Source organism: Pseudomonas sp. MH10 (assembly GCF_034353045.1).
GTDB lineage: Bacteria > Pseudomonadota > Gammaproteobacteria > Pseudomonadales > Pseudomonadaceae > Aquipseudomonas.
Genome location: NZ_CP133783.1, coordinates 1,890,730 through 1,911,357, shown reverse-complemented (window position 1 = coordinate 1,911,357; position 20,628 = coordinate 1,890,730). Strand labels below are relative to the sequence as shown.

At 56.0% G+C, this 20,628-nt stretch carries 17 protein-coding genes and 1 pseudogene; 9 read left to right on the top strand and 9 right to left on the bottom strand.

Annotation, left to right across the window (positions count from 1 at the left end):
- Window positions 1-85: 85 nt before the first annotated feature.
- The 4 genes from hflD to RHM59_RS08605 form a co-directional block, all read right to left on the bottom strand.
- The gene (hflD, locus tag RHM59_RS08620; RefSeq protein WP_322165202.1) at window positions 86-706 is read right to left on the bottom strand and encodes a high frequency lysogenization protein HflD; all 621 of its coding nucleotides are present in this window, start codon (window positions 704-706) and stop codon (window positions 86-88) included.
- Window positions 706-1,836: a tRNA 2-thiouridine(34) synthase MnmA gene (mnmA, locus tag RHM59_RS08615; RefSeq protein ID WP_322286414.1), complete on the bottom strand. Its 1,131-nt coding sequence runs from the start codon at window positions 1,834-1,836 to the stop codon at window positions 706-708. Before mnmA ends, hflD begins: the two co-directional genes overlap by 1 nt.
- A 71-nt stretch (window positions 1,837-1,907) precedes the next feature.
- Window positions 1,908-2,348, bottom strand: coding sequence for an NUDIX hydrolase (locus tag RHM59_RS08610; protein WP_322165200.1), 441 nt, complete (start codon window positions 2,346-2,348; stop codon window positions 1,908-1,910).
- Window positions 2,349-2,455: 107 nt separating this feature from the next.
- Window positions 2,456-4,681, bottom strand: coding sequence for an NADP-dependent isocitrate dehydrogenase (locus RHM59_RS08605; protein ID WP_322286413.1), 2,226 nt, complete (start codon window positions 4,679-4,681; stop codon window positions 2,456-2,458).
- Between the two features lie 384 nt (window positions 4,682-5,065).
- Here RHM59_RS08605 and icd point away from each other — a divergent pair, with 384 nt between their 5' ends.
- A complete protein-coding gene (gene icd / locus RHM59_RS08600) occupies window positions 5,066-6,322 on the top strand; it encodes an NADP-dependent isocitrate dehydrogenase (protein ID WP_322286412.1) in 1,257 nt (418 codons plus the stop codon).
- A 92-nt stretch (window positions 6,323-6,414) separates the two neighbouring features.
- On the opposite strand, the gene cspD is transcribed toward icd, so the two are convergent.
- Window positions 6,415-6,714: a cold shock domain-containing protein CspD gene (cspD, locus tag RHM59_RS08595; protein WP_322165197.1), complete on the bottom strand. Its 300-nt coding sequence runs from the start codon at window positions 6,712-6,714 to the stop codon at window positions 6,415-6,417.
- A gap of 220 nt (window positions 6,715-6,934) precedes the next feature.
- On the opposite strand from cspD, the gene clpS reads away from it, so the two are divergent.
- Both clpS and clpA read left to right on the top strand, forming a co-directional pair.
- Window positions 6,935-7,297: an ATP-dependent Clp protease adapter ClpS gene (gene clpS / locus RHM59_RS08590; protein ID WP_322165196.1), complete on the top strand. Its 363-nt coding sequence runs from the start codon at window positions 6,935-6,937 to the stop codon at window positions 7,295-7,297.
- A 29-nt stretch (window positions 7,298-7,326) separates the two neighbouring features.
- On the top strand, window positions 7,327-9,597 hold the full coding sequence (gene clpA / locus RHM59_RS08585) for an ATP-dependent Clp protease ATP-binding subunit ClpA (RefSeq protein WP_322165195.1): 2,271 nt from the start codon (window positions 7,327-7,329) through the stop codon (window positions 9,595-9,597).
- A gap of 217 nt (window positions 9,598-9,814) precedes the next feature.
- On the opposite strand, the gene infA is transcribed toward clpA, so the two are convergent.
- The 3 genes from infA to aat all read right to left on the bottom strand — a co-directional run bounded on the left by infA (window position 9,815) and on the right by aat (window position 11,578).
- Window positions 9,815-10,033 carry a translation initiation factor IF-1 gene (gene infA, locus RHM59_RS08580; protein ID WP_219064427.1) on the bottom strand — a complete coding sequence of 73 codons (219 nt, stop codon included), beginning with the start codon at window positions 10,031-10,033 and terminating at the stop codon, window positions 9,815-9,817.
- Window positions 10,034-10,133: 100 nt separating this feature from the next.
- Window positions 10,134-10,841, bottom strand: coding sequence for an arginyltransferase (locus RHM59_RS08575; protein ID WP_322165194.1), 708 nt, complete (start codon window positions 10,839-10,841; stop codon window positions 10,134-10,136).
- A gap of 44 nt (window positions 10,842-10,885) precedes the next feature.
- Window positions 10,886-11,578: a leucyl/phenylalanyl-tRNA--protein transferase gene (gene aat, locus RHM59_RS08570; RefSeq protein ID WP_322165193.1), complete on the bottom strand. Its 693-nt coding sequence runs from the start codon at window positions 11,576-11,578 to the stop codon at window positions 10,886-10,888.
- A gap of 416 nt (window positions 11,579-11,994) precedes the next feature.
- Between aat and ftsK the strand changes: the two are divergent.
- The 6 genes and pseudogenes from ftsK (at window position 11,995) to cysG (ending at window position 19,518) form a co-directional block, all read left to right on the top strand.
- A pseudogene (gene ftsK, locus RHM59_RS08565) lies at window positions 11,995-14,429 on the top strand (DNA translocase FtsK).
- 57 nt (window positions 14,430-14,486) lie between these two features.
- On the top strand, window positions 14,487-15,110 hold the full coding sequence (gene lolA / locus RHM59_RS08560; RefSeq protein WP_322165192.1) for an outer membrane lipoprotein chaperone LolA: 624 nt from the start codon (window positions 14,487-14,489) through the stop codon (window positions 15,108-15,110).
- 19 nt (window positions 15,111-15,129) lie between these two features.
- Window positions 15,130-16,452, top strand: a complete 1,323-nt coding sequence (locus RHM59_RS08555; RefSeq protein WP_322165191.1) for a replication-associated recombination protein A — start codon at window positions 15,130-15,132, stop codon at window positions 16,450-16,452.
- Complete coding sequence (gene crcB, locus RHM59_RS08550; protein WP_322165190.1) at window positions 16,452-16,826, top strand: fluoride efflux transporter CrcB; 375 nt, start codon at window positions 16,452-16,454, stop codon at window positions 16,824-16,826. Before RHM59_RS08555 ends, crcB begins: the two co-directional genes overlap by 1 nt.
- A gap of 16 nt (window positions 16,827-16,842) precedes the next feature.
- The gene (gene serS / locus RHM59_RS08545) at window positions 16,843-18,123 is read left to right on the top strand and encodes a serine--tRNA ligase (protein WP_322165189.1); all 1,281 of its coding nucleotides are present in this window, start codon (window positions 16,843-16,845) and stop codon (window positions 18,121-18,123) included.
- Window positions 18,124-19,518 carry a siroheme synthase CysG gene (cysG, locus tag RHM59_RS08540; RefSeq protein ID WP_322286411.1) on the top strand — a complete coding sequence of 465 codons (1,395 nt, stop codon included), beginning with the start codon at window positions 18,124-18,126 and terminating at the stop codon, window positions 19,516-19,518.
- Window positions 19,519-19,541: 23 nt separating this feature from the next.
- Here cysG and RHM59_RS08535 read toward each other — a convergent pair whose 3' ends face one another.
- Window positions 19,542-20,543 (bottom strand): glutathione S-transferase family protein, encoded by a 1,002-nt coding sequence (locus RHM59_RS08535; protein ID WP_322165187.1) that lies wholly within the window; start codon window positions 20,541-20,543, stop codon window positions 19,542-19,544.
- Window positions 20,544-20,628: the final 85 nt, after the last annotated feature.

Below are 20,628 nucleotides of genomic sequence, written 5' to 3'. Positions count from 1 at the left end.
TACATGAAAAGCGGGTCAGTCCGTTTCGGTCTGACCAGCGTAGGGCGCGCAATGAGTAGCAGTGGCGACGTTACAAATGAATGATTCAGCCGCGCAACATCGGATAAAGCTCTTTCAATAATTTGCGGCGGCTAACCACCAACTGCCAGCGATGACCGCCCAACTGTCGCCACAACCGTGCGGAGCGAATGCCGGCCAACAACAAGGCACGGATTTTCGACGCGTTGTTCGGTTGCTGCAAATTACGCATGTCACCGTGAACCTGAATCCGTTGGCGCAACGTACTCAGGGTGTCTTGGTACAGCGCACCGCTGGCGGCAATCACGTTGTCATGAACCGGGCCGAAATGCTCAACCTGGGATTTGATCTGGGGTATGCGTTTACCAATGACTTCGAGCAGGTCGTCGCGCTTGGCCAGCTTGCGCTCCAGACCAAGCATCGACAGGGCATAACGCAGAGGTTCGCGTTGCAACGCCGTAGGGTCGCGTTCCAGCGCACTTACCAGCGAGCGATACCCTTCGCGCAGGTTCAAATCATCGCCGCCGTAGACTTCCATCGTGTCTTTGGGGTCCATGACCAACAGGCTGCCCAGCATGCAGCCCAGCGCCGCCTCACTGACCTGACCGGTCTTGGCAATTTTATCGACCAACACGGCTGCCTGGAATACACCGCCCAAAGCGACCAATTGTTCTTGCGTTGGAGTCATCAGCGCTTGTCCTTGCTGTGCCACGGCTCGGCGACTTCGATGACGCCGCCGCCGAGGCAGATTTCGCCGTCGTAAAACACCACGGACTGACCGGGTGTCACGGCGCGCTGAGGTTCATTGAAGGTGACGCGGTAACCCACCAAGGTCTGCTCCAAAGTGCATTGCTGGTCGCTTTGGCGATAACGCACTTTAGCGGTCAACTGCCGGGGGCTGCTCAGATCGATTGGGTTGACCCAGTAAATATCGGACGCCACCAGGGCTTGGGAGAACAACCAAGGGTGGTCATTGCCTTGGCCAACGATCAATTCGTTGTTTTCCAGATCCTTGACCAGCACGTACCACGGGTCATCGCTGGCATCTTTCAAGCCGCCGATACCAAGTCCCTGGCGCTGGCCGATGGTGTGGTACATCAAGCCGTGGTGGCGGCCGATGACTTCACCTTCAGTGGTTTTGATATCCCCCGGTTGGGCAGGCAGGTACTGCTTGAGGAAATCACTGAAACGACGCTCACCAATAAAACAAATGCCGGTGGAATCTTTCTTCTTGGCTGTCGCCAACTCGTGTTTTTCGGCAATGGCACGCACGGCTGGCTTTTCCAGTTCGCCGACCGGGAACAGAGTCTTGGCGATCTGTTCGCCGCCCACGGCATGCAGGAAATAGCTCTGGTCTTTATTTGCGTCCAGGCCTTTAAGCAGCTCGGTACGGCCGTCTACGTCGCGGCGGCGGACGTAGTGTCCGGTGGCAATCATGTCAGCACCGAGCATCAAGGCGTAGTCGAGAAAGGCCTTGAACTTGATTTCGCGGTTGCACAGGATGTCCGGGTTAGGCGTACGCCCGGCTTTGTACTCGGCGAGGAAGTGCTCGAACACGTTGTCCCAATATTCGACGGCAAAGTTGGCGGTGTGCAGCTTGATGCCGATTTTGTCGCAAACAGCCTGGGCGTCCGCGAGGTCTTCCCGGGCGGTGCAATAGTCGGTTCCGTCGTCTTCTTCCCAGTTCTTCATGAACAGGCCTTCCACTTGATACCCCTGCTCAATCAGCAGAACGGCAGAAACGGAAGAGTCGACGCCGCCGGACATGCCGACGATAACGCGCGTCTTTGCTGGATCGTGCAGGGCTTGATCACGCATAGGGATTCGATGTGTGTCTGTAAAAAGGACGCGATTCTAACAGGCTGTCGGCGCCAAGGCTAAATCGGTGATCAATCACGTATGAGCTCCAGGTCATGAAGCGGTCCGGCGAGGTAGTCGTCGATGCAGCGCATGACCAATTCACTGCGCCAGTTCTCGGGCTGAGAAAACAGCTCATCGCGGCTAAGCCAAAGGGCCCGGACGATGCCGGTGTCCAGCAGGCGTTCCAAGTGATGCAGCACCGGCTTGGCGGCGAAGCAGATGCGCTGATAGGTCACACCGTTGCTGGGCGCGGTGTACAGATAGATGCCGACGACACCGGTCAGTTCGACGTCCCAGCCGGTTTCCTCCAGGGTTTCGCGCACGGCGGCCTGGCGCAAGGTTTCGTTGGGATCAAGATGCCCTGCGGGCTGGTTGAGTACGTTTCGACCGCCCTTGAATTCCTCGACCAACAAAAACCGGCCTTGAATTTCAACGATAGTCGCCACGGTAATGTGGGGGTGCCAATCCATTTGAATGTTCGCCCTCTATAAAAGGAGGATAACGCAGAGACAGAAACCCCGGCACAGGGCCGGGGTCTCTGACAGGTCTGACGCTAAAGCGTCTGGCCGGTTGCGCCTTAAAGTGCGGCGATCGCCGCGTTCAAGGTTTTGCTTGGACGCATGACTGCGCTCGCCAACTTAGGATCAAAGCGGTAGTAACCGACGATGTCCACTGGCTTGCCCTGTACTGCGTTCAATTCGGCAACGATGGTTGCCTCATTGTCTGCCAGGGTTTTAGCCAATTTGCTGAACGGTGCTTGCAAGCTGGCGTCTTCAGTTTGAGCTGCCAACGCCTGAGCCCAGTACATCGCCAAGTAGAAGTGGCTGCCGCGGTTGTCGATGTTGCCGACTTTGCGCGAAGGCGACTTGTTGTTGTCCAGGAACTTGCCCGTTGCCTGGTCAAGTGTGCTGGCCAATATCTTGGCTTTAGGGTTGTTGTAAGTGACGCCCAGATGCTCAAGCGAGGCGGCCAAGGCCAGGAACTCACCCAGCGAATCCCAGCGCAGGAAGTTTTCTTCCAAAAGCTGCTGCACGTGTTTCGGTGCTGAACCGCCAGCGCCGGTTTCGAACAGGCCACCACCGGCCATCAACGGTACGATCGACAGCATTTTCGCGCTGGTGCCCAGTTCCATGATCGGGAACAGGTCAGTCAGGTAGTCGCGAAGCACGTTGCCCGTCACCGAAATGGTGTCTTGGCCCAAGCGAGTACGTGCCAGGGTGAACTTCATCGCGTCGTCGGGCGACATGATGCGGATATCGAGGCCTGAAGTGTCGTAGTCTTTCAGGTACTTCTGAACCTTCTCGATCACCACACCGTCGTGGGCGCGCAGCGGGTCCAACCAGAAAATGGCCGGGGTGTTGCTGGCGCGGGCGCGGTTGACAGCCAATTTGACCCAATCCTGGATCGGTGCGTCTTTGGCTTGGCACATGCGCCAGATATCACCCGTCTCAACGGTCTGTTCAAGCAACAAGCGGCCTTTGTCGTCGGTAATCCGCACAACGCCGTCAGCCTGGATTTCGAAGGTCTTGTCGTGGGAACCGTACTCTTCGGCTTTTTGCGCCATCAATCCCACGTTAGGCACGCTGCCCATGGTGGTCGGATCGAAAGCACCGTGTTTCTTGCAGTCTTCAATCACGGTCTGGTAGATCGTCGCGTAGCAACGGTCCGGGATGACGGCCTTGGTGTCTTGCAGAACCCCAGCGGTGTTCCACATTTTGCCAGAGTCACGAATCATCGCAGGCATCGAAGCATCAACGATGACGTCGCTTGGGACGTGCAGGTTGGTGATGCCCTTGTCGGAGTTGACCATCGCCAGAGGAGGGCGAGTGGCATAAACCGCTTGAATGTCAGCTTCGATTTCAGCTTGTTTCGCGGCTGGCAACGCTTTGATGCGCGAGTACAGATCGCCAATGCCGTTGTTCAGGTTGAAGCCGATTTCTTTCAGCACGGCGGCGTGCTTGGTCAGCGCTTCTTTGTAGTATTCGGCCACGATGATGCCGAACATGATTGGGTCGGAGACCTTCATCATGGTGGCTTTCAAGTGAACCGAGAGCAAAACGCCCTGCTTTTTAGCGTCTTCGATTTCGACCGCGATAAAGCTGCTGAGCGCTTTCTTGCTCAAGGTCGAGCAATCGATGATCTCGCCCGCTTTCACGGTGGTTTTTTCTTTCAGAACGGTGACGGCACCGCCCTTGGCGACCAATTCGATTTTGACGCTGCCTGCGCCGTCGATCAGGGCAGCTTTTTCGCTGCCGTAGAAATCACCGTTGTTCATGTAAGCAACGTGCGACTTCGAATCTGCACTCCATGCGCCCATTTTATGCGGGTGCTTGCGAGCGTAGTTCTTGACCGAAAGTGGCGCGCGGCGGTCTGAGTTGCCTTCGCGCAGAACTGGGTTAACAGCACTGCCTTTAATTTTGTCGTAGCGGGACTTAACTTCTTTGTCAGCGTCGCTCGTCGGTGCTTCCGGGTAGTCCGGGATATCAAAACCGCCAGCTTGCAGTTCTTTGATGGCGGCGATCAGTTGGGGAGCCGAGGCACTGATGTTAGGCAGCTTGATGATATTGGCTTCTGGGGTATTTGCCAGACTACCGAGTTCAGCAAGATGGTTCGGCACCTGCTGGTCTGCACTCAGGTTCTCAGGGAAGCTTGCAAGAATACGGCCTACGAGGGAGATATCGCGAGTTTCAACGTCGATATCAGCAAAGGCAGTGAAGGCTTCGATGATGGGAAGCAAGGAGTACGTCGCGAGTGCAGGAGCTTCGTCGGTGAAGGTGTAGATGATTTTCGAGCGGATGGACATTTTTGGTAACTCTCTTCTTTGCTGAGCGTGCACAAAATCTCGAGATGCGCAGGGTAGGCGCTTTCGTCCAAAGTCATCAATGAGGCGAAAGTCGAGGGGCGTCGCGGTGATGAGGAATGCATCCATACGGCGTCAAGCGCTTGAGCTAAGGTAGAAGCTCGGCCTGGTAGAGGCTGGGAAGTCCCGATCCAGAGGCTCCGTCCTCAGTGACTTGCTGGTCACCGGCGGCAGTATACCACCGGTGTTAAGCATTAATACGCAGGTAGTGGCCTGCGGCCGGATCATAGGCCGCGCATCTAAGGCTGGATCCTGTAGTTCCAGTCCAGTTTCAACTGGGTTACGCTCGGCCGTAACCAGGATGTTAACCAAAACGTGGAGTCCAGCATGGAATACAAGAAGATTCAGGTTCCCAAAGTCGGTGAAAAAATCACGGTCAACTCAGACCATTCCTTGAATGTGCCGAACAATCCGATCATCCCCTTCATTGAAGGCGATGGTATTGGTGTCGACATCAGTCCGGTGATGATCAAGGTTGTAGATGCGGCGGTTAATAAAGCGTACGGCGGTGAGCGCAAGATCTCGTGGATGGAAGTTTTCGCCGGAGAAAAGGCGACCCAGGTTTACGATCAAGACACTTGGCTACCCCAGGAAACCCTGGACGCGGTAAAAGATTACGTTGTCTCTATCAAAGGACCGCTGACCACACCGGTCGGTGGTGGCATTCGGTCCTTGAACGTTGCCTTGCGTCAGCAACTGGATCTTTACGTATGCTTGCGCCCTGTGCGTTGGTTTGAAGGTGTGCCGAGCCCGGTTAAAAAACCAGGCGACGTGGACATGACCATCTTCCGTGAAAACTCTGAAGATATTTACGCCGGGATCGAGTGGAAGGCCGGCTCGCCCGAAGCGATCAAGATCATCAAGTTTCTGAAAGAAGAAATGGGCGTTACCAAGATCCGTTTCGACGAAAACTGTGGCATTGGCGTCAAGCCGGTTTCGTTGCAAGGTACTAAGCGTCTGGTACGCAAGGCGTTGCAGTATGTGGTCGATAATGACCGCGACTCGCTAACGATTGTACACAAAGGCAACATCATGAAGTTCACCGAAGGTGCCTTCAAAGAGTGGGCCTACGAAGTGGCGGCAGAAGAGTTTGGCGCGACCTTGCTCGATGGCGGACCCTGGATGCAGTTCAAAAATCCGCAAACCGGCAAAAACGTCATCGTCAAAGACGCAATTGCTGACGCCATGCTTCAGCAGATTTTGCTCCGCCCAGCTGAATATGATGTGATCGCGACGCTAAACCTGAACGGAGACTATTTGTCCGACGCCCTGGCAGCAGAAGTCGGCGGCATTGGTATCGCGCCGGGCGCCAATTTGTCCGACACCATCGCGATGTTTGAAGCCACTCACGGTACGGCACCCAAATATGCCGGCAAAGATCAGGTGAACCCAGGCTCGCTGATTCTTTCCGCTGAAATGATGTTGCGTCACATGGGGTGGATCGAGGCTGCGGACTTGATCATTAAAGGCACCAATGGCGCCATTTCTGCCAAAACCGTGACTTACGACTTCGAACGCCTGATGGACGGCGCCACGCTGCTGTCTTCTTCAGCCTTCGGCGACGCGCTGATCTCGCACATGTAGCGTCAGTTCAGAACGCAAAAACCGGCCAGTTCAGGTGATGAACTGGCCGGTTTTTTTTGGCTTTTTTTCGCTAAGGTCTTGAATTCGACGTTTCAGGCACTTACATCTGAGGTTGTCTTGGTCTCGCTGGGAGCAGCCACCGGTTGCTCCGATTGAATCTCGCTCGTGGCCATTATATTGACCGCATGCAGTCCTTTGGGGCCTTGAATGATTTCGAAAACAACGGGTTGACCCGCTTTCAGCGTCTTGTAGCCTTCCATCGTGATCGCTGAATAGTGGGCGAACAGGTCCTCAGTCTTGTCGTTTTCATTGATGAAGCCATAGCCTTTGGCATTGTTGAACCATTTGACCTTGCCGTGCTTGACAGAGTTGTTACTACTAACTATTGCCATTTCTCATCCCTCTGCAAAGGACTCCGTCTGGAGTATGATCCACCTCATCCGCCGGACCGAAAAGAATTTGGTTGACTGCACGGACCCTTTTTACCCAATGTGGGTTCTATTGTTTGTAACACTGTTTTGCCGATAGTCAAGGTCATGCGGCAGTCCGGTGAAAAACCGGCCCCGCTGCGGCTAAATTAATGAATCCGTCCACCTACGAACCCTTCTTTCCATGCATGCATTCAGCCAGATTCGACTAACATTCAATCAGGATCGTCCGGAAACACATGACGATGACGCCGCAGGAGTGGCGCTGAAAGAAGCTAAACCAGCGTTGCAGGCGCCACCGATGTACAAAGTGGTTTTGTTTAATGATGATTACACCCCGATGGATTTCGTCGTCGAAGTGCTCGAGGTATTTTTTAACCTGAATCGTGAGCTGGCGACCAAGGTCATGCTGGCCGTCCATACAGAGGGACGGGCAGTATGTGGATTGTTTACCCGCGACATCGCCGAGACCAAGGCAATGCAGGTGAACCAATACGCCAGGGAAAGCCAGCATCCGCTACTCTGTGAGATCGAGAAGGACGGTTAACGCCGACCACTTGGGTATGAGGTGAAGCTATGTTAAACCGTGAGCTCGAAGTCACCCTCAATTTAGCCTTCAAGGAGGCTCGTTCGAAGCGTCATGAATTTATGACGGTTGAGCATCTCCTTCTGGCTCTTTTGGACAATGAGGCTGCCGCCACCGTTCTGCGTGCCTGCGGCGCAAACCTCGATAAGCTCAAGCATGATCTGCAGGAGTTTATCGACTCCACGACCCCGTTGATCCCCGTCCACGACGAAGACCGTGAAACCCAGCCAACCTTGGGTTTCCAGCGCGTACTGCAACGTGCAGTCTTCCATGTGCAAAGTTCCGGCAAGCGTGAAGTTACCGGCGCTAACGTGCTGGTTGCGATCTTCAGTGAACAAGAAAGCCAGGCAGTATTTCTGCTCAAGCAGCAGAGTGTTGCCCGGATCGATGTTGTCAATTACATCGCTCATGGCATCTCTAAAGTACCAGGGCATGGCGATCACTCTGAAGGTGAGCAAGATATGCAGGACGACGAGGGCGGTGAGTCTTCTTCCTCAGGCAATCCTCTGGATGCCTATGCCAGCAACCTGAACGAATTGGCCCGTCAGGGCCGTATTGACCCGTTGGTCGGCCGCGAAATGGAAGTGGAGCGTGTTGCGCAGATCTTGGCGCGGCGTCGCAAAAACAACCCATTGCTGGTAGGTGAGGCCGGTGTCGGCAAGACTGCTATCGCCGAAGGCCTGGCCAAGCGCATCGTCGATAACCAAGTGCCTGACTTGCTCGCCAATAGCGTGGTTTATTCCCTCGACCTCGGCGCTTTGCTGGCGGGGACTAAATACCGTGGCGACTTCGAGAAACGCTTCAAAGCGTTGCTCAACGAGCTGAAAAAGCGCCCTCAGGCGATCCTGTTCATCGATGAAATTCATACCATCATCGGTGCGGGGGCAGCTTCGGGTGGCGTGATGGATGCGTCTAACCTGCTCAAGCCGTTATTGTCCTCGGGCGATATTCGTTGCATCGGTTCGACGACCTTCCAGGAATTCCGTGGCATTTTCGAAAAAGATCGCGCGTTGGCCCGGCGTTTCCAGAAAGTCGATGTGTCGGAACCTTCGGTTGAAGACACCATTGGCATTCTGAGAGGCCTCAAGGGGCGTTTCGAGCAGCATCACGGCATCGAATACAGCGATGAAGCATTGCGCGCCGCAGCTGAGCTGGCATCGCGTTATATCAATGATCGTCACATGCCGGACAAAGCCATCGATGTCATCGACGAAGCCGGGGCGTACCAACGCCTGCAGCCAATCGAGAAACGCGTGAAGCGCATTGAAGTGCCTCAGGTCGAAGACATCGTGGCCAAAATCGCACGTATTCCGCCTAAGCACGTCAACAGCTCGGACAAAGAACTGCTGCGTAACCTGGAGCGCGACCTCAAGCTGACCGTGTTCGGTCAGGATGCAGCGATCGACGCGCTGTCGACTGCGATCAAGCTATCGCGTGCCGGCCTGAAGTCTCCGGACAAGCCAGTGGGTTCGTTCCTGTTCGCCGGTCCTACCGGTGTCGGCAAGACCGAAGCCGCTCGTCAGTTGGCCAAGGCGTTGGGCATCGAGCTGGTTCGCTTCGATATGTCCGAGTACATGGAGCGCCACACCGTTTCGCGCTTGATTGGTGCTCCGCCGGGTTATGTCGGTTTTGATCAGGGTGGTTTGCTGACCGAGGCGATTACCAAGCAACCGCATTGTGTCCTGCTGCTCGATGAAATCGAGAAGGCGCACCCGGAAGTCTTCAATCTGCTGTTGCAGGTGATGGACCACGGTACGCTCACCGATAACAACGGGCGTAAGGCGGACTTCCGCAACGTGATCGTCATCATGACCACCAACGCTGGCGCTGAAACTGCGGCGCGGGCTTCCATCGGCTTTACGCACCAGGATCACTCCTCTGATGCGATGGAAGTGATCAAGAAGAGTTTCACGCCGGAATTCCGGAACCGCCTGGACACCATCATTCAATTTACTCGCCTCAGCCATGAGGTTATTAAAAGCGTGGTGGACAAGTTCCTTACCGAACTGCAGGCGCAACTGGAAGACAAGCGTGTGCTGCTTGAAGTGACCGACGCGGCCAGAACCTGGCTGGCGGAAGGTGGCTACGATGCGCAGATGGGTGCGCGACCAATGGCGCGTTTGATTCAAGATAAAATCAAGCGTCCGCTGGCTGAAGAGATTCTCTTTGGTGAATTGGCCGAGCATGGCGGCGTAGTACACATCGACGTCAAGGACGGAGAAATGACCTTCGACTTCGAGACCACGGCAGAAATGGCGTAAGCCAACAAAAAGCCCCGCATTCCACTGGGATGCGGGGCTTTTTTGTGGGCGATCGTATTTGGAAAATTTGTTCAAGCTGTGGGACCGAATTCATGACAGGCAATCCGCATCGGCACCTTCCCGAATGAATTCGGTCCCATAGAAATGGTGATATGCCCCCCAAAACCCAGGCACACAAAAACGCCCGGCATTAACCGGGCGTATTTGTTTTGGCCTGTTAGCGGGCGCGGTAAGTAATGCGGCCCTTGCTCAAGTCGTACGGCGTCATTTCGACGCGCACTTTGTCACCGGTAAGAATACGGATGTAGTTCTTGCGCATTTTGCCGGAGATATGCGCGGTGACGATGTGCCCATTCTCCAACTCCACACGGAACATGGTGTTGGGCAGGGTGTCGACGACAGTACCTTCCATTTCCAAGCTGTCTTCTTTCGACATGCAGTAAAAGCCCTCGGTATCCAATGAGTGGCCCGGTGCAACTGCGCCAGGCAAAAGCGGCGTGCATTGTGCCCGAAAAATAGGGGTTTAGCCAAGCGCTTCAATAAAGAGTCACCCAACGTTGATTTGTCAGTAGCTCAATGGGTCGGTATTGGGTTTTGTAATTCATCTTTTTGCAGTTCTTTATCCAGTAGCCCAAGTACACCGCATGCAGCTGTAGCCGGGCGGCTTCGGCTATCTGCCAAAGAATTGCGTAGCGCCCCAGACTGCGGCGCTCTTCGGCGGGTTCGTAGAAGGTATAAACCGCTGAAAGACCGTTGGGCAGAAGGTCGGTAACGGCCACCGCCAACAGGCGACCGTCGAGGCGAAATTCATAGAACGTCGAAAACGGCAGGTCACGGATCAAAAAAGTCGAAAACTGATCGCGGCTGGGAGGATACATGTCGCCGTCGGCATGACGCTGCTCGATGTAACGCTGATACAGGTCGAAGTACTCTTCGCTGAAATGAGGCTTTGCTGCGCGGACTTGCACATCAGCGTTGCGTTTGAATATACGTTTTTGCTGGCGATCTGGAACGAACAGTCCGACGGGAATGCGCGCAGGAACGCAGGCGCTGCAGTTTTGGCAGTGAGGCCGATACAGGTGGTCGCCGCTGCGGCGAAAACCCATGTCGGAAAGGTCGGCATACACCTGAACATCCATTGGCTGGCTTGGGTCCAGAAATAACGTCGTCGCTTGTTCCTCAGGCAAATAGCTGCAGGAATGGGGTTGAGTGGCATAGAACTTAAGCCGCGCCAGCTCGGTCATGGATCAACCCTCGGATAAAATCTTTAGTTAGAGTGTATGTCAGGCTATGAAACTCGCCTAGGTAACCAGTCGGCAACAGTGGGTCTATCCAGATGGGCGTGAAGGTAGTCAGCAAACGTCTTGCGCGCAATGGATCTGGCGCCAAAGCTCTCAAGGTGCTGAGTGGGCATCTGGCAGTCAATCAAAACGAAACCCCAAGCGATCAGCCGTTCTACCAGCGTTGCAAATCCCACTTTTGAGGCGTTGTCCGTCAGGCTAAACATGGACTCGCCGAAAAACAGTTGACCCATCGCCAAGCCATAAAGTCCGCCGACGAGCAGACCGTCTTCCCACACTTCCACGCTGTGTGCGAAGCCGCGTTGATGCAGTTCAAGGTAGGCCGACTGCATGGCGTCGGTAATCCAGGTGCCGTCGGCGTAGCTACGCGGTGCGGCGCAGGCGTGAATCACCGCCGCAAAGTCCTGATCAAAGGTCACTTGAAAATGCCCTTGGCGCATGACCTTGCTCAAGCTGCGAGATACATGCAGCTCTTCAGGAAACAGCACCGTGCGCGGATCCGGCGACCACCACAAAATCGGCTGACCCTCCTGGAACCACGGAAAGCAGCCGTGCCGATATGCCTGAATCAATCGGTCGGCACAAAGGTCGCCGCCTGCGGCCAATAAGCCGTTGGGCTCGCGCATGGCTTTTTCCAAGGGCGGAAATGTCAGGGTATTTCGCTGTAACCAAGTCAACATGGCGTCAGAACTTTGCGCAAGGGGAGGGTGGAATCGCTCGACGGTTGCAACTCTGGGTTGCTGGCGTGGTCGTAGACGGTCCCGTTAACGAAATGTGTTTTGAATTTCCGCAGTGGGCGGCAGTTGCTGAGTGCTTCAATGATCAGCCAAGTGCTGAGTGTAGGTTCAATAGCGCGTGTTGGAAGCATCTCATAACCCTTTGTCACAAAAGACAATGCATGCTCAAATTGCGCTGCTCAGTGGATACACGAAGCTATGCTAACCCATGCCAGTCGAACGTGGCATCGGTCGCGCAAACCCGTACAATGCCTTTCTTATTGACGTAGCTTCAGATTTTCGACCGAGTTGGAAGTGAACAGTGCCGTTGGTTTATTCTTTCTGGGCGCTGGAAGTTGTATTTCGTAGTCAATCATTAGATGTTCGCGCCGAGGCGCAGGAAAAATAGCGTTTGAAGAAATCCACCGTAGCAACCAATCCCATACCGCTTTGGCGTCAGCAGTTGCACTACCGGCTCAAGGAAGGTGCTCTGATTGCCATCGGCGCCCTGTGCCTGTATCTGATGATGGCGTTATTAACCTACGACCAGAGCGATCCGGGCTGGAGCCATACCAGCAACTCTCAGCAGGTACAAAATGCTGCGGGTCGTGCTGGCGCCTTCTCGGCCGACATCCTGTTCATGGTGCTGGGCTACTTCGCTTACATCTTCCCGCTGTTGCTGGCGATAAAAACCTGGCAAATCTTCCGTCAGCGGCATGAGCCCTGGCAGTGGAGTGGCTGGTTGTTCTCCTGGCGCCTGATCGGTTTGGTATTTTTGGTGCTGTCCGGCGCTGCATTGGCCCATATCCATTTCCATTTTACGGCGGGCTTGCCAGCATCAAGTGGCGGCGCGCTGGGCGAAAGTCTGGGCGACCTGGCAAAAAACGCATTGAATATCCAGGGCAGCACGCTGTTGTTCATTGCGCTGTTTTTGTTCGGCCTGACAGTGTTCACCGACCTGTCGTGGTTCAAGGTGATGGATGTCACCGGCAAGATCACCCTTGATCTGTTCGAATTGTTCCAAAGTGCGGCTAATCGCTGGTGGTCGGCACGTACCGACCGTAAGCAAATGGTTGCGCAATTGCGTGAGGTCGACAGTCGCGTCAACGATGTAGTGGCGCCGGTAACCGCTGATCGTCGCGAGCAGGCCAAAGCCAAAGAACGCTTGATCGAGCGAGAACAAGCCCTCAGCAAGCACATGACCGACCGCGAGAAGCATGTGCCGGCGGTCATTGCCCCGGCCCCCGCGAAAGCGCCCGAGCCAAGTAAGCGCGTACAGAAAGAGAAACAAACACCGCTGTTCATCGACAGCGCGGTGGAAGGCACCTTGCCGCCTATTTCGATTCTCGACCCGGCCGAAGTCAAGAAGCTCAACTATTCCCCAGAATCATTGGCTGCGGTCGGTCATTTGCTGGAAATCAAGCTCAAAGAGTTTGGCGTGGAAGTCACGGTTGACTCCATTCATCCGGGACCTGTGATCACTCGCTACGAAATTCAGCCCGCCGCCGGGGTCAAGGTCAGCCGTATTTCAAACCTGGCCAAGGATTTGGCCCGCTCGCTGGCGGTGACCAGTGTCCGTGTGGTTGAAGTGATTCCGGGTAAAACCACAGTCGGCATCGAGATTCCCAACGAAGACCGTCAGGTGGTGCGCTTCTCTGAAGTGCTGTCGTCGCCTGAATATGATGACGCCAAGTCGCCCGTCACGTTGGCGCTGGGGCATGACATTGGCGGACGTCCGGTCATCACCGACCTGGCAAAAATGCCGCACTTGTTGGTGGCCGGTACCACGGGCTCCGGTAAGTCGGTGGGGGTCAACGCCATGATCCTGTCGATCCTGTTCAAGTCAGGCCCGGAAGACGCCAAGCTGATCATGATCGACCCGAAAATGCTCGAACTGTCGATCTACGAAGGCATTCCGCATCTTCTGTGCCCGGTGGTCACCGACATGAAAGACGCCGCCAATGCTCTGCGCTGGAGCGTCGCCGAAATGGAGCGGCGCTACAAGCTGATGGCGAACATGGGCGTGCGCAACCTCGCCGGCTTCAACCGCAAGGTGAAGGACGCGGAGGAGGCGGGCACTCCGCTTTTCGACCCGATGTACAAGCGCGAGAGCATTCACGACATCGCGCCGCTGCTGAAAACCCTACCGACCATTGTGGTGGTGGTGGATGAGTTCGCCGACATGATGATGATCGTCGGCAAAAAGGTCGAAGAACTCATTGCACGTATCGCCCAGAAAGCCCGAGCGGCCGGGATCCACTTGATTCTTGCAACCCAACGTCCGTCGGTGGACGTTATCACCGGTCTGATCAAGGCAAACATTCCTACCCGCATGGCGTTCCAGGTGTCGAGCAAGATCGACTCCCGGACCATCATTGATCAAGGCGGCGCGGAACAATTGCTGGGTAACGGCGACATGCTCTACATGCCGCCTGGCACCAGCCTGCCTATTCGCGTGCATGGCGCCTATGTTTCCGACGAAGAGGTTCACCGCGTCGTAGAAGCCTGGAAGCTGCGAGGTACGCCCGATTACAACGAAGAAATCCTGGCGGGCGTTGAAGAGCCCGGCAGCGGCTTTGACGGTGGCAGTGGTGAAGGCGGCGATGATAGCGAAAGCGATGCGCTGTATGACGAGGCGGTTCGCTTCGTTCTAGAAAGCCGCCGCGCTTCTATTTCTGCCGTTCAGCGCAAACTGAAAATTGGCTACAACCGCGCGGCCCGGATGATTGAAACCATGGAACAGGCCGGCGTTGTGACGTCCATGAACACCAATGGCTCGCGCGAAGTGCTCGCGCCAGCCCCGATGCGCGACTGACCCGGACGGCGTGGTTGTGCGCCGTTCGGACTTTCACTGAATTCAATGAGGAATCCCATGCGCCTTATTCGCATGTTGTTGGTATCTGCACTGGCTTTTTCCGCGGTCTCGGCCCACGCCGACAGCAAGGACGTTGCGCGACTGACCCAGTTGCTTGAAACGTCGAAAACGCTGTCTGCACGCTTCTCTCAACTGACGCTAGACGGCAGTGGCACGCAGTTGCAGGAAACCGCCGGTGACATGTCACTGCAGCGTCCTGGGCTGTTCTACTGGCACACAGACGCGCCCCAGGAGCAGCTGATGGTTTCCAACGGCAAAAAAGTCTCATTGTGGGATCCAGATTTGCAGCAAGTAACCATCAAGACCCTGGACCAGCGCCTGACTCAAACCCCTGCGTTGCTGCTGTCGGGTGACGTCTCGAAAATCAGCGAGAGCTTCGACATCAGCGCCAAAGAAGCGGGCGGCGTGATTGATTTCATTCTCAAGCCGAAGACCAAGGACACGCTGTTCGACAGCCTGCGCCTGTCATTCCGTAACGGCATGATCAACGACATGCAACTGATCGACAGCGTCGGCCAGCGCACTAACATATTGTTCACCGGTGTGAAGGCTAACGAGCCGATCCCGGCCAGCAAGTTCGTGTTCGACATCCCGAAAGGCGCTGACGTCATTCAGGAATAAGAGGTTTCAAGCGCAGCCCATGGACTTGTTTCGAAGCGAACCGATTGCTCAGCCCTTGGCTGCACGCCTGCGCGCAGCCAATCTGGACGAGTACGTCGGTCAGCAACACCTGTTGGCCCCCGGCAAGCCTCTGCGTGAGGCGCTGGAACAGGGCGCGCTGCATTCGATGATTTTCTGGGGCCCGCCGGGGGTGGGAAAAACCACCCTGGCGCGATTGCTGGCAAAAGTCTCCGATGCACACTTCGAAACGGTCTCGGCAGTGCTTGCCGGGGTCAAGGAAATCCGTCAAGCCGTCGAAATCGCTAAACAACAGGCCGGACAATATGGCCGTCGCACCATCCTGTTCGTTGACGAAGTACACCGCTTCAACAAGTCACAACAGGACGCGTTTCTGCCCTACGTCGAAGACGGCACCCTGATTTTCATCGGTGCGACCACCGAGAATCCGTCTTTCGAATTGAACAACGCCTTATTGTCCCGTGCGCGAGTCTACGTGCTGAAAAGCCTGGACGAAGCGGCGCTGCACAAGCTGGTGCAGCGCGCCCTGACCGAAGAGCGCGGCTTGGGCAAGCATCAATTGTCCTTGAGCGACGATGGTTTCAAGATGCTCTTGGCCGCCGCCGACGGTGATGGTCGGCGTCTGCTCAATCTTCTGGAAAACGCGTCAGACTTGGCCGAAGACGGCACTGAAATCGGTATTGAGCTGCTGCAAAGCCTGCTCGGGGACAGCCGTCGCCGCTTCGATAAAGGCGGCGAAGCGTTTTACGACCAAATTTCCGCGCTGCATAAGTCGGTTCGTGGCTCAAACCCGGACGCCGCGTTGTATTGGTTTGCACGGATGATCGACGGCGGCTGCGACCCGTTGTACCTGGCCCGGCGCGTGGTGCGCATGGCCAGCGAAGACATCGGCAATGCTGACCCGCGCGCGTTGACCCTTTGCTTGTCGGCGTGGGACGTGCAAGAGCGCTTGGGCAGCCCTGAAGGAGAGCTGGCCGTGGCCCAAGCCATCGTTTATCTCGCGTGTGCGCCAAAAAGCAACGCCGTGTACATGGGCTTCAAGGCCGCGATGCGTGAAGCCACTGAGCACGGCTCGCTGGAAGTCCCACTGCATTTGCGTAACGCACCGACCAAACTGATGAAACAGCTCGGTTATGGGGAGGAATATCGGTATGCCCACGATGAACCTGATGCCTATGCCGCTGGCGAAGACTACTTTCCAGACAACCTTGAGCCGCGTCAGTACTACCAGCCCGTCCCGCGAGGTCTTGAGTTGAAGATCGGAGAAAAGCTCAACCATCTGGCGGCGCTAGACAAAGCCAGCCCGCGCAAACGGAGAAAGTAGTGATTCAAATGATTCTTGCGGTGTCCGTAGCCGGCATCGCTGGTACATTATTGCGCTTCGCTACGGGCAACTGGGTCAATGCGAACTGGCCACGCCACTTCTACGCGGCGACAATGGCTGTCAACTTGGTCGGCTGCTTGATCATTGGCATTCTGTACGGGCTGTTCTTGACCCGTCCTGAAGTGCCCATCGAGATTCGAGCTGGCATGATTGTCGGCTTTGTAGGTGGTCTGACGACCTTTTCATCCTTTTCACTGGATACGTTGCGCTTGCTTGAAAGCGGGCAAGTGCCACTGGCCCTGGGCTATGCGGGTATCAGCGTATTCGGCGGGCTACTTGCCACTTGGGCTGGCCTGTCCTTGACCAAACTTTGATAGACGAGAGAACGATATGCTCGATTCAAAACTGTTACGTACCCAACTTCAGGACGTAGCGGATCGCCTGGCGTCCCGTGGTTTCACCCTGGATATCGCCCGCATCGAAGCGCTGGAAGCTCAGCGCAAGACCGTCCAGACCCGTACTGAACAGTTGCAGTCCGAGCGTAATGCCCGATCTAAATCTATCGGCCAGGCTAAACAGCGGGGCGAAGACATCGCTCCACTGATGGCCGATGTGGACCGCATGGCTGATGAATTGGCTGCCGGCAAAATTGAACTGGACGCGATTCAGGTTGATCTGGATTCGATGCTGCTGAGCATGCCGAACCTGCCGCACGAATCGGTGCCGTTGGGCGCTGACGAAAACGACAACGTCGAAGTTCGTCGCTGGGGCACTCCCACTGCATTCGATTTCGAGATTCAGGATCACGTCGCGCTGGGCGAAAAGTTCGGCTGGCTGGACTTTGAAACTGCGGCCAAGCTTTCTGGCGCACGTTTCGCGTTGTTACGTGGCCCGATTGCCCGTATGCACCGCGCCCTTGCGCAGTTCATGATCAATCTGCACGTTACCGACCACGGCTACGAAGAGGCTTACACGCCTTATCTGGTGCAGGCGCCTGCGCTGCAGGGTACCGGCCAATTGCCGAAGTTCGAAGAAGACTTGTTCAAAATCACCCGCGAAGGTGAGGCCGACCTCTACCTGATCCCGACGGCGGAAGTGTCGCTGACCAACATTGTGTCCGGCGAGATTCTCGACGCCAAGCTGCTGCCGATGAAATTCGTCGCACACACCCCGTGCTTCCGTAGCGAAGCCGGCGCGTCGGGCCGCGACACCCGCGGAATGATCCGTCAGCACCAATTCGACAAGGTCGAGATGGTCCAGATCGTTCAGCCGGATCAATCCCAGGCCGCCTTGGAAAGCCTGACCGGTAACGCCGAACGCGTCCTGCAACTGCTGGAGCTTCCGTATCGCGTACTGGCGCTGTGTACCGGCGACATGGGCTTCAGTGCGACCAAGACTTACGACCTTGAAGTCTGGATCCCGAGCCAAGACAAATACCGTGAAATTTCGTCATGCTCCAACTGCGGTGATTTCCAGGCGCGACGCATGCAAGCACGCTGGCGCAACCCGGAAACCGGCAAGCCGGAACTGGTTCACACATTGAACGGTTCGGGTCTGGCTGTCGGTAGGACGCTGGTTGCCGTGTTGGAAAACTACCAACAGGCCGATGGTTCGATTCGGGTGCCTGAAGTGCTCAAGCCCTACATGGGTGGCCTTGAGGTCATCGGCTAAATGGAATTTCTACCGCTGTTTCATAACCTGCATGGCAGTCGCGTGCTGGTAGTGGGCGGGGGTGAAATTGCGTTACGCAAATCCCGCTTGCTCGCTGACGCCGGTGCAGTGTTGCGGGTGGTCGCACCTGCCATAGAAGTGCAACTGCGCGAATTGGTACAAGGTGGCGGCGGCGAAGTAATTGTTCGTGGGTATGTCGAGAGTGATCTCGATGGCTGCGTGCTGATCATTGCGGCCACCGACGACGAGCCGCTCAACGCCCAGGTCTCCCGTGACTCCAAGCGGCGTTGTGTGCCGGTCAATGTGGTGGATTCGCCAGCGTTATGCAGCGTGATTTTTCCGGCCATTGTTGACCGCTCGCCATTGGTGATCGCGGTCTCCAGTGGCGGGGATGCTCCGGTACTGGCGCGATTGATTCGCGCCAAGCTGGAAACCTGGATTCCATCGACCTACGGTCAATTGGCTGGCCTCGCTGCGCGGTTTCGCAGTCAGGTAAAAAACCTGCTCCCGGATGTTCAGCAGCGACGGGCGTTCTGGGAAGAGGTGTTTCAAGGGCAGATTGCTGATCGGCAGTTGGCCGGGCAAGGCGCAGAAGCCGAGCGTTTATTAGTTGCCAAGATCAACGGCGAAGTACCCAGCGCGGTGGGCGAGGTGTATCTGGTCGGTGCGGGTCCGGGCGATCCGGACTTGTTGACCTTTCGTGCCCTGCGATTGATGCAGCAAGCCGACGTGGTGCTGTACGACCGCTTGGTTGCGCCGGCGATTCTTGAGTTGTGCCGACGCGACGCCGAGCGGGTGTACGTGGGTAAACAGCGTGCCGATCACACATTGCCGCAAGACGAGATCAATCAGCAGCTGGTTGAACTGGCCAAACAAGGCAAGCGTGTTTTGCGCCTCAAGGGCGGCGATCCGTTTATTTTCGGACGCGGCGGCGAAGAAATCGAAGAGTTGGCGGCCCACGGCATACCGTTCCAAGTGGTGCCAGGCATTACCGCGGCCAGTGGTTGCGCGGCCTACGCCGGTATTCCGCTGACCCACCGTGATTATGCGCAGTCTGTGCGCTTCGTCACTGGGCACCTTAAAGACGGCAGCACCGACTTGCGTTGGAACGACTTGGTGGCACCAGCGCAGACGTTGGTGTTTTACATGGGGCTGGTTGGGTTGCCGATTATCTGTGAGCAACTGATCAAGCATGGTCGCAGCGCTGACACTCCTGCCGCGCTGATCCAGCAAGGCACCACATCGAATCAGCGGGTATTTACTGGCACGCTGGCGAACCTTGCGCAATTAGTGGCCGAGCATGAAGTTCATGCGCCGACACTGGTTATCGTTGGTGAAGTGGTGCAGTTGCGGGAAAAACTGAAGTGGTTTGAAGGCGCTCAGTCGAATATCTAACACTACGGGAGATCAAGGCTGTTTCAATTGCCTGACCAGATGCCGCTGCCTGCAAGCCGTGCGCGATCATGGGTGGCCTTGAGGTTCAGCGCCGGTCCCTTAGGCACAATTCCGGTGGGGTTAATGGTCTTGTGGCTTGCGTAGTAATGGTTCTTGATGTGCTTGAAGTCCACGGTCTCAGCAACACCTTCCCACTGATACAACTCGCGTAGCCAATTACTGAGGTTCGGGTAATCGGCAATGCGTCGCAAGTTGCATTTGAAGTGCCCGAAATACACGGCGTCAAAACGAATGATGGTGGTAAACAGGCGTACATCGGCTTCGGTCAGGTGCTCGCCAGCCAGATAGCGTTTCTCGCCAAGCAGGGCTTCCAGCGTGTCCAGCTCAGCAAACAGCTCATCAAACGCCTGCTCGTACGCGCCTTGCGACGTGGCAAAGCCAGCGCGGTAAACGCCGTTGTTAACCGCTGGGTAGATTCGATCATTCAGCGCGTCGATGTCGCGACGCAGTGATTCCGGGTAGAAGTCCAGTCGGTTGCCGGTCAATCCGTCAAACGCTGAATTAAACATGCGGATGATTTCCGAGGATTCATTGCTCACGATGCGCTGCTGTTGTGTGTCCCACAGCACCGGCACCGTTACCCGACCGGTGTAGTTAACGTCGTCTGCGGTGTAACGCTGGTGGATAAACTCGAAGCCGTCCAACTTGTCGCCGCTGGAGCCGAGGTTCTTGTCGAAGGTCCAGCCATTCTCCAGCATCAGCCAGCTGACCACGGACACGTCGATCAAGCTTTCGAGGCCTTTGAGCTTGCGCACGATCAAGGTGCGATGAGCCCAAGGGCAGGCGAGGGAAACGTACAAATGATAGCGGCCAGCTTGCGCGGAAAAACCGCCTTCACCGCTAGGCCCGGCACTGCCGTGGGCGGTGATCCAGTGGCGCCGTTGCGCGTTTTCGCGCTGAAACGCGCCGTCTTTGCTGCTTTCGTACCACTGGTCATGCCAGTGTCCGTCGACCAGAAGGCCCATGTTTGTCTCCCAATAAAGGTAATCCCTCTCCTACAGGGATATGGAATCAGTCTAAAGACAATGGTTCGAGCGAATAGCGCAAAGC